This is a genomic window from Cupriavidus sp. 8B (assembly GCF_054589115.1).
In genome coordinates this window covers 42,957-51,694 of sequence record NZ_BAAILO010000487.1, presented here as the reverse complement: position 1 = coordinate 51,694, position 8,738 = coordinate 42,957, and the positions used below count along the sequence as shown (strand labels likewise).

Annotated in this window: 6 protein-coding genes; 4 read left to right on the top strand and 2 right to left on the bottom strand. The window is 63.7% G+C overall.

Annotation, left to right across the window (positions count from 1 at the left end):
• Together ACYP5B_RS45325 and ACYP5B_RS45320 are read right to left on the bottom strand one after the other, a co-directional pair.
• Positions 1–866, bottom strand: an 866-nt coding sequence (locus tag ACYP5B_RS45325) for a ParM/StbA family protein (RefSeq protein WP_459573947.1), incomplete at its 3' end; no start/stop codon positions are given.
• A 1,783-nt stretch (positions 867–2,649) separates the two neighbouring features.
• Positions 2,650–3,546, bottom strand: a complete 897-nt coding sequence (locus ACYP5B_RS45320) for a MurR/RpiR family transcriptional regulator (protein WP_459573946.1) — start codon at positions 3,544–3,546, stop codon at positions 2,650–2,652.
• Positions 3,547–3,768: 222 nt separating this feature from the next.
• Between ACYP5B_RS45320 and ACYP5B_RS45315 the strand changes: the two genes are divergently transcribed.
• From ACYP5B_RS45315 to ACYP5B_RS45300, 4 genes are all read left to right on the top strand, one after another.
• On the top strand, positions 3,769–5,739 hold the full coding sequence (locus tag ACYP5B_RS45315) for a bifunctional 5-dehydro-2-deoxygluconokinase/5-dehydro-2-deoxyphosphogluconate aldolase (RefSeq protein WP_459573945.1): 1,971 nt from the start codon (positions 3,769–3,771) through the stop codon (positions 5,737–5,739).
• A complete protein-coding gene (gene iolB, locus ACYP5B_RS45310; protein ID WP_459573944.1) occupies positions 5,736–6,587 on the top strand; it encodes a 5-deoxy-glucuronate isomerase in 852 nt (283 codons plus the stop codon). Before ACYP5B_RS45315 ends, iolB begins: the two co-directional genes overlap by 4 nt.
• A gap of 78 nt (positions 6,588–6,665) precedes the next feature.
• Positions 6,666–7,640 (top strand): Bug family tripartite tricarboxylate transporter substrate binding protein, encoded by a 975-nt coding sequence (locus tag ACYP5B_RS45305; protein ID WP_459573943.1) that lies wholly within the window; start codon positions 6,666–6,668, stop codon positions 7,638–7,640.
• 59 nt (positions 7,641–7,699) lie between these two features.
• Positions 7,700–8,680, top strand: a complete 981-nt coding sequence (locus ACYP5B_RS45300; RefSeq protein ID WP_459573942.1) for a tripartite tricarboxylate transporter substrate binding protein — start codon at positions 7,700–7,702, stop codon at positions 8,678–8,680.
• The last annotated feature ends 58 nt before the right edge of the window (positions 8,681–8,738 follow it).

The window sequence follows — 8,738 nt, the reverse complement described above, 5'->3', positions numbered from 1 at the left end:
GCTTGCTCCATCCTCGTTGATGAACGGCAGCGCCATGGGAAGCGTCGAATTCGACTCGATCTCTCAAACGGGATGCGGCTCACGCCGCTCACCACTTTTCGCCTTAACCCACGGCTCGCCGTGTAGTAATCGATATGTATCCCTAATTCTCTCGTCATTGTATTCGCCAGTCTGTAAATAATAGAGGCCATCCCCTCCGGGATAGCTCCTGATTCGTCGTAGATTGGCTTCGTGCCCCTGGCTGCATACCAATCGAAAGTCCGCTCACCCGGGTCAATGACCAGATTGGCGCGCTCGCCGTTGAGGTCTTCCTCGCTTCCCTCTCTCGTTGCCCAGTACACTAAGCTCCCAACGGGTTGCGGGACAACCTCGACATTCTGGAGGCGTACCGCAATTTCAGGGCCATATCGGGCTTCTAGCGAGGGAGGCGTCGGAATTGAGAGCCGCTTCCCCTGATAGCGTTGGCGCAACGTTTCTCGTCTCAGAGAAAACTGCGAGAGCGGCAATCCGAGTACGAGCTTGTGGATTGATCTTCTAATGACGCCGCTCTTGCGAAACATGTAGTGCAGGCCTCCGATGACGTGCGCCTCGTATTCTGGGCTGTCACTATAGGTATCAGTCACTATCGGCTCGGGAACGTATAAATGGGTATCCGGACCAATCCAATAGTATCGGCCATTTACCAACACCTTTACTTCATCATAGCTGGCACGCATCCCGTTCAGTTTATGGACTTCGGTCGCACCGAACCAATCAGGCTTCACTCGTGCAGGGTACGCAAGGTCGCCGTCTCCCCAGTCCATTTTTATGTTGCCATATCCAATGTCCATTCCCACAACAAGTTGGTCTGTAGCGTTTTTCGACATTACCTGCTCCTAGAATTTGTGTGACTTTACGGGCGCGCGCGGGACGGCAGATGGCGATTGATTGGGCAAAGCACTCACGCTGGGAGCTCGCTCAAGTACTTCGTACCCGCGAATTAGTAAGGTCTTAATGTAATGAGCGCGCTCTCTGCTCCCTGCGTGGCCTGCAAAGGTGCTGAGTTTCTCGAAAAGAGGGCCATCAGTGGACGCGATCGCTACCTGAACAGTGATTTTGTGTTGCTTTTGCATGATTGAAAATTGCTGAGGAATGATTGCATGAGGTAAAAATGCGAATAGCAACGTAGATCGAATTGGCGGTGCTCCCACGGTTCGATGTACTTACGGGATTCAGTGTCGTCAAACCGACGGCAGGATTGGGCGACGAATGCATATGAAAAGATGTTGTGATTCGGAGCCGGGACCAAAATGGCAATTGCGGCGAGCGTCCAAGTCGCACTGGTGCCTGTCCGCCGGAGCGGGCGCTATGGATGTTGTTCGCTCGGGGTATCGAGCACGGCTGTGAGAAGAGTGAGGACGTAGAAGACCCCACGAGTGTCCAAACGGTTACCCGTGAGCAAGATCGTGGCGACGATGAGTCAAGTGTCGGTAGTTGAGCGGCCGCGCCGGCGCGAGCACAGTGCCGAATTCGAGGATGGTGCCGGAACAAATCCGCCAGGAGGGCGTGTCTGTGGATCGCGTGTCACTCAAACGCGGCGTGAACCCGCCGATGGGGGGCACCGGTAGAAGCGAGGCAACGAGCAGCGCCGACCGTTCGAGGCCGCTGGCCGACGACGAGGCCAGTCTGCAAGTCTAGTTGCAGCACGCCCAACGACAGTTCTCTAAGAAGACCCCGTCCAAGCCGACCCAGAGCCAGTCACTGCCCTCTCACCTTCGCTGAGTTGGGTGCCACTGCGAGCACGGGGACGAGCGTTGCCGGACATCAGGCTGTGGACAAGGGATGGCATGCGTGGGAGAGGGCGTCAGCGAGCAATTGGACATTGCTGGCGAAGTTCTTCGCGCACCGCCACAACTATGGCAAGGGGGCCTGCGGCGGCTGCCAAGGCCTGGTGCGCAAGACGTCGTTGAACTGCGGATCACTGACGATGGCAAGCCCGCAGCCGCATTGGTGGCGTACACGCTAAGCGCTTCGGGGATCACGTGCCGTATTACGCGGGCGACGCTCAACGGACGTTCGAGTGTGTCAGTTGCCGGCAAACCATGTCACTCTGGTGCCGGGCCAAAGGTGTCTGCCTCCAGATCGTGCTCGAATTCCACCGCCCAGCCCTTGTCTTTCCCGCCGGCGTACTGGCGAGACACGCCGGTCATGGGCCGTAGGATGCTGACTATGCGTATGCCACTCTCAGCCCGGCGATCGCGCACGCCGGGGCGCTGGTCCAGCAGAGCGAGTAGCCGTTCGTCCGCCGCGGCTTTAGCTCGCTCCATCGCTACATATTCGTGCAGGAATCTATTCCGGTGAAAAGATCCATGCCCATACTGCGCGCCTCCAGTTCCAGGGACCTTGCGGAAATGGGGGCTCGTATTGTCGACAGCCTCAACCGGGGGCAAGCGCCGTACGCATTGTCGGGGGCGGATGCGGTGTTCAAAACGTTGGCCATCGAGAAGCGCGACACCGACTGGACGGCCGAGGACATGGCCCCCAATACAAGTTACTTAAGAGGCCCTTCTGGGGCGCATCTCAGTGCGTGGTCGAGACGCTGACGTTCGGTCCGGCTGATTTGCGCAGGCTCCATCGCTCCTTGCAAGCCTGCACGCACAAGATCGTCCGCTAAGTTCTCCCCGAGCGCGCCTTTCGCCCCGACGCCGCCTCCGCCTGCGGCTGCGCATAGGCAATCTCCAGCCGATACGCCAGTGCCATGAACAGCGATTGCGCCAGGCAAAGCGTACTAGTCAGCGACCGGAACCCGAACGTAGCGCCATCCTGCACCGGCAGCAGAACCCGCGCATGATCCGCCAAAGGACTAAGTGGACTATCGCTAATGGCAAGTACACGCGCTCCGCGTTCGACCGCTTCCTGCACTGCCAGCAGCGTCTCCTGCGCATACGGCTCGAACGAAACGGCAATCATCACATCGTCTGGTTTAAGCGCCCGCAGTTGCCCCTGCTGCATATGCCCCAGCCCGTTCAGCCACTGAATCGGCTTGCCCGTGTGTTGGAGCGCGTAAGCGAGATAGGCCCCAACCGGGAAGGCGCGGCGCGATGCCGCCAGCCAGATCGAGGGTGCTTGCACCAGGAGTTCCACCGCCTCGTCAAACAGCGTGTCGGTCACCCCGCGCTGCAGGGCTTCCAGGCTTTCGATGCTGCCGGCGATGACCTCCTGCGCGATACCGGTGGGAGAGAGCGGCCTTTCACTGGCCCGGATCAGGTCCCGCACTCGATCCTGATAGTCCCGGTTAGGCGCGAGTTGCCGGGCCGCACTGTCGCGGAACAGCGCTTGCATCTGCGAGAACCCCGAGAAACCAAAATGCTTGGCGAAGCGGATGATCGCTGACGGCTGCACGCCGCAATGGCGGGCTACATCGTGCACACCATCGAGGACGAGGCGCTCGCGGTTTTTCTCGACGTATTGGGCGATGGTCTTCAACTGCTTGCTCAGGCTGGGGAAGCCGTCTTGCATGGAGGCCAGAAATTGGTCGGCGTTGGCGTAGGGGTGGTTTGTGGTCATGCTGGGGTGTGTGGGGTAGCGGGCACAGCGACACCCCCCGCGTCACGGCGAGGGGAAGTGCGAAATAGAAAATATTTTCTCACAAGTATAAAAACGGAACAAAAATTCTATTTCTCGGCTATCATTCCGTCCAAGACGAGGAGGGGGACGCGAAACCTTTCCCTCGGCTTTCCCTTGATTCCTGTCGCGCAGCGGCAGTCTATGACCTGATGACGGACACGAATGCGTTCTCTTTCCTTTCCCGCCGACCGGGACATCGATGTCGCCTGCCTGGGACGGCTGGCGGTCGACCTTTATGCCCAGCAGATTGGTTGCGGCCTGGAGTCGGCGAGCACCTTCGCCAAATACCTCGGCGGCTCCTCGGCCAATATCGCTTTTAGCACGGCCCGGCTGGGCCTGCGCTCGGCGATGATCTCGCGCGTCGGCAACGAGCAGAACGGACGTTTCCTGCTTGATACGCTTGTCCGGGAGGGCTGCGACGTCAGCCAGGTGCAGATCGACGACGCGCGCCTGACCGGGATGGTACTCCTGGGTATCAAGGATCAGGACACTTTCCCGCTGCTGTTCGCCCGCGAAAACTGCGCCGATATGGCGCTGGATGTCGAGGCGATCGACGCCGGCTTCCTGGCCCGCTGCCGCAGCCTGGTGATCACGGGTACGCACCTGAGCACGCCGGGCGTGCTGGCGGCCTCGCGGCGCGCGCTGGATATCGCCGGGCGGCATGGCGTGGTGCGGGTACTGGATATTGACTACCGGCCAGTGCTATGGGGCCTGACGGGCAAGGGCGATGGCGAGACGCGCTATATCGGCAACGCTGAGGTCAGCCTGCACTTGCAGGCGCAGCTCGGCGCCTTTGAGCTGATCCTCGGCACGGAGGAAGAATGGCTGATCGCCGGCGGCGAGACCGACCTGATGGCCAGCCTGCGCCGCGTGCGCACGTGTACCGGTGCCACGCTGGTGGTCAAGCGGGGCCCGCTGGGATGTTCCATCGTGCAGGGCGGGATTCCGGCTGCCATCGACGACGCGCTGACCGTGCACGGCGAGCGCGTAGAGGTGCTCAACGTGCTGGGGGCGGGCGATGCCTTTGCCTCCGGCTTGCTGAGCGGCCTGCTGCGTGGCAAGGACTGGCGCGAGGCCGCGGCCATCGCCAATGCTTGCGGCGCCATCGTGGTGTCCCGACACGGTTGCGCACCGGCCATGCCGACGCCGGCGGAGTTGGCGCACTGGTTCTCGGGCCAGCGGCATCCGCGCCCGGACCAGGATGCGCAGCTTGCGCACCTGCATCGCGTATCGATCAAGCGGCCGCAATGGCCGGAGCTGTATGTCCTGGCCTACGATCATCGCGCGCAGTTCGAGGACATGGCGCGCGCCGTGGGCGCCGACGCCGGCGCCGTGCCGGCGCTCAAGCGCCTGATTACGGAAGTGGTAGCCGAGGTGGCGACCGAAGCCGGCTGCCGCGGCAAGATCGGCGTGCTGATCGATGGCCGCCTTGGTGAGTCCGCCCTGCACGACGCGACCGGCCGCGGCTGGTGGCTGGGCCGGCCAATCGAGCTGCCAGGTTCGCGCCCGCTGCGCTTCGACGGCACGCGTTCGCTGGCCTCGGATCTCGCGCACTGGCCGCGCGAGCAGGTGGTGAAGTGCCTCGTTTTCTATCACCCGGACGATCCGGCGGCGCTGCGCGCGGAGCAGGACGAACAGTTGCAGGTGGTGTGGGAAGCCACGCGGCATAGCGGCCACGAACTGCTGCTCGAAGTGATTCCGCCCAAGGACAGCTTGGCGCCCGACGACGAGGGCGAGGCCGTGGTGCGCGCGATCCGCCACTTCTACGATATCGGGCTGAAGCCGGAATGGTGGAAGGTGGGCGCGATGGCCAACCACCAGTGGCGTGCGCTGGAGGCCCTGGTGAAGGAGCGCGATCCGTGGTGCCGTGGCGCCGTGATCCTTGGCCTGAACCAGCCGCTTGAACAACTGGTGGAGAGCTTCGCACAAGCGACCTCGCCGCTGGTCAAGGGTTTCATGATCGGCCGCACGGTCTGGGCCGATGCCAGCCTGGCCTGGCTTGGCAAGGAGATCGACGACGCCTCGTTCCGGGCGCAGGTGGGCGCCAATTTCCGCCGCCTGATCGCAGGCTGGCGAGCCAGCCGCCCGGCGGCACAGACAGAGGCGGTTGCCATTGAGCAGGGGGGCAAATGAGCCACGCCGAAGTGTTCCCGAATGGCGCCAACGAGGCGAACCTGGCGCAAGCGGGCCGCAGCCTGCTCGTCAAGGCGCAACTCGGCCGCGTGATCGCGGACATTACGCCCCGGTCGGCAGGCTGGCGGCACGTAGGCTTCAAGGCGCTGCGATTAGACGCGGGCGAGGCCGAGGCGTTTGCCACCGGCACGCGCGAGCTGTGCATTACGGTGCTGTCCGGCCAACTCGACGTGCTGGTCGGGAACCAACGCTATTCCGCGCTGGGCAGCCGCCAGTCGGTGTTTGAGGATCAGTCTCCCTATGCGATCTACGTGCCCCCGGGCCGCGACGTATGCATCGACGCGCGCACCGGGGCCGAGGTGGCGCTCAGCACCGCGCCGGCGCAGGGCCGCTTGCCAGCGCGCGTGATTGAGCCAGGCCAGATGCGGCGCAGCGTGCGGGGGGAGGGCGCCAATACGCGCTATGTCTGTGACATCCTGCCCGAGAGCGAACCGGCCGAAGGGCTGCTGGTGGTGGAGGTGATCACGCCTTCCGGCCATTCGTCCAGCTACCCGCCGCACAAGCACGACAGTGCGGGCACGGACGAGACAGCGCTGGAGGAAACGTACTACCACCAGCTCAATCCGCCGCAGGGATTTGCCTTTCAGCGCGTGTACACCGACGACCGCAGCCTCGACGAGGCGATGGCCGTGGAGCATCGCGACACCGTGATGGTGCCGCGCGGCTATCACCCTTGCGCCGTGCCGTACGGCTACGACCTGTATTACCTCAACACGATGGCCGGCCCCGAGCGGCGCTGGGCGTTCAAGAACGATCCCGCGCATGAGTGGATGCTCGTACCGCGCTGAACGCCTGCTGCCCACCCGCGGCCAGATTCGAAAAGACAAGGGAACATCGTAGTTCCCGGCACAACTGGAGACATCGACATGAAGAGCAAACTCGCCCGTATCTTGACGAGCGCCGCGCTGGCGCTTGGCTGCGCCGGCGGCGCGCACGCGCAGGCCTACCCCACTCAGCCGGTCAAATGGATCGTCCCCTACGCGCCGGGCGGCACTACGGACGTGATCGCGCGCGGCCTGGCCGTGAAGATGGGGCAGGACCTGGGCCAGCCGGTGGTGGTGGAAAACCGCCCAGGCGCCGCCAGCATCATCGGCGCCACCGCGATCGCGCGCGCCGCGCCTGACGGCTACACCATCGGCACCGCGGATTCGGGGACGCTGGCCTTCAACCCGGCCATGTACGCCACCCTGAGCTACGACGCCGACAAGGACTTCACCTTTATTGGAGGGCTGGGGCGCATGCCGCTGGTGCTGGCCGTGCATCCGGCTTTCCCGGCGCGCGACCTGAAGGAATTCCTGGCGCTGGCGCGCAAGACACCCGGCAAGGTTTCCTCTGCATCGTCGGGGCCGGGTTCGCCACTGCATGTCGCGTTGGAACTGTTCAAGCAGCGCACCAAGACCGATATCCTGCACGTCCCCTATAAGGGTTCTTCGCCCGCGCTGCAGGACCTGATGGCGGGGCAGGTGCAGTCGATGTTCGTCGACCTGCCGCCCAGCCTGTCCTTGATCCGCAGCGGCAAGATTCGCGTGCTGGCGGTGGCTACGCCGCAGCGCCTGGCCATCCTGCCCGATGTGCCGACCATGGCCGAAGCGGGCCTGCCCGGCTTCGAGGCCTACGCCTGGCAAGGCTTCGTCGGCCCGGCGCGGCTGCCGGCGCCGGTGGTGATGCGCCTGAGCAAGGAGCTGGTCGCAGCGCTGCAGCATCCGGAGACTCGCGCCAAGCTGGAGGAACTCGGCATCCAGCCGATGCCGATGTCTCCTCAGGAATTCAACCAGTTCACGCGCAGCGAGCAGAAGTTGTGGTCCGGAGTGATCAAGGCGGCCGGCATCCGGCTGGATTAAGCGCCGCGCAGATCCCACCGGGTGATTCCAAGCAAAGTTCATCGTAGAGACACCGCATCATGACCTCATCGCTTCTTCAACGCCGCGCCGTACTGCGCGCCATGGCAGCCGTGTCCGCCGCGGCGGTTTGCCCGGCCTTTGCCCAGGGCGGGGCATATCCTACCCATCCGATCGAACTGATCGTGCCGTTTGCCGCGGGCGGCGGTACCGACGTGCTGGCGCGTGCCTTCGCCGAAGCGGCGCGCAAGCATTTGCCGCAGAGCTTCGTGGTTCTGAACAAGTCCGGCGCCAGCGGCGCGGTGGGCTGGGCCGACTTGGTCAGCGCCAAGCCGGACGGCTACCGGCTCGCCATCATCACGGTCGAGCTGACGATGATTCCGCATATGGGCCTGGCCAAGTTCACCGCGGACGACATGATTCCACTGGCTCGCCTGAACGCCGACCCGGCCACCATTGCCGTGCGCGCCGACTCGCCGTACCAGACGATCGAGGAGTTCCTGGCCGCCGCCCGCAAACAGCCCGGCATGCTCCGCGTGGGCAACGCCGGGCCCGGCTCGCTCGGCCACCTGTCGGCGGCCGCGCTGGAGGACAAGGCCAGGATCCAACTCAACCACGTGCCGTTCCGCGGCGCCAATCCCGCGGTGCTGGACCTGCTCGGCGGACATATCGAAGCCGTCGCGGTCACGCCGGTGGAGGTGGCCACCTATGTCGCCGCCGGCAAGATTCGGCCGCTCGCGGTGATGTCAGAGCAGCGCATCAAGGCGGGCTGGGAGAAGGTGCCCACGCTCAAAGAGCGCAACGTGGACCTGGTCATCAACGGCTGGCGCGGCATCGCGGCGCCAAAGGGGACGCCGCCTGAAGTGGTGGCCGTGCTGCGCGCCGCCATTGAGAAGACCATGCAGGAGCCTGCCCTGCGCGAAACCATGGCCAAGCAGAACATGGGTGAAGGCTATCTCGACGAATCCGCTTTCAAACGCGTGATCGCGCGCGACAACGCTACCTTCAAGCAGTTGATCACCAAGCTCGACATCAAGACCTGACTGCCAAGACCCGGCTGCGCCGATCAGCCGACATTGCCCACGGCGTAAAGCGCCGTCG